General features: G+C 32.0%; 1 protein-coding gene. It reads left to right on the top strand.

Annotated features, from left to right (window positions below; translation table 11 throughout):
• The coding region (locus tag LQ668_RS12245) for an IS256 family transposase (RefSeq protein ID WP_239776056.1) at positions 1-744 on the top strand (744 nt) is incomplete at both ends.

The raw sequence follows: 744 nt of genomic DNA, 5'->3' as shown, positions 1-744 counted from the left end.
ATTGTCGAGGCTTTATCAGGGGAATCTGTATCGAAATCAACGATTTCTGAAGTAATGAAAAATATAGATCCTGATATTCAAGAATGGGCAAGTAGACCCATTACGAATCATCAATATAAGTATGTGTTTGTTGATGCTATGTATATAAAAGTTAAAGAGAATAATAAAATAGTATCCAAGGGTGTTTACACCGCAATGGGTATCAATGAACTTAGACAGCGTGAAATTATTGGCTTTAAAATTTCTAATCAAGAATCTGAAAAGGCTTGGTCTGAATTTTTTGAAGACCTTAGAATGCGTGGTTTAACGACACCAGAGCTTATTATTTCTGATGCTCATTCTGGTCTTATTAAATCTATTAAATCTCAATTTATAGATTCATCTTGGCAACGTTGTACTTTTCATTTTCTTAAAAACATTGTTGAACGTTTCCCTAAGAAAAATTCTGAAGATGCAAAACTGTTACTTAAATCTATTTTTAAAGCACCTACTTATCAACATGCATTACAGCTTAAAGAAGAACTGATAACTAAATATCAAAATAATCCAAAGTATTCAGAAGCACTCAATATATTAGATCAAGGCTTCGAAGATGCTGCTCAGTTCTATAGGTTCCCAGCACAACATCATAAAAGTTTACGTACGACTAATTCTATTGAGAACATCAATATGCAAGTTAGAAAAAGAGAGAAAGTCATTAAGACTTTCCCTAATTTAGACTCTGCTTTTAGATTAATTGGTGCT

It is taken from the genome of Mammaliicoccus sp. K-M42 (assembly GCF_022386375.1).
Taxonomy (GTDB): Bacteria; Bacillota; Bacilli; order Staphylococcales; family Staphylococcaceae; genus Mammaliicoccus; species Mammaliicoccus fleurettii.
Note: the sequence above shows the minus strand (reverse complement) of the source record. Positions and strands in the feature narration are given on the sequence as shown.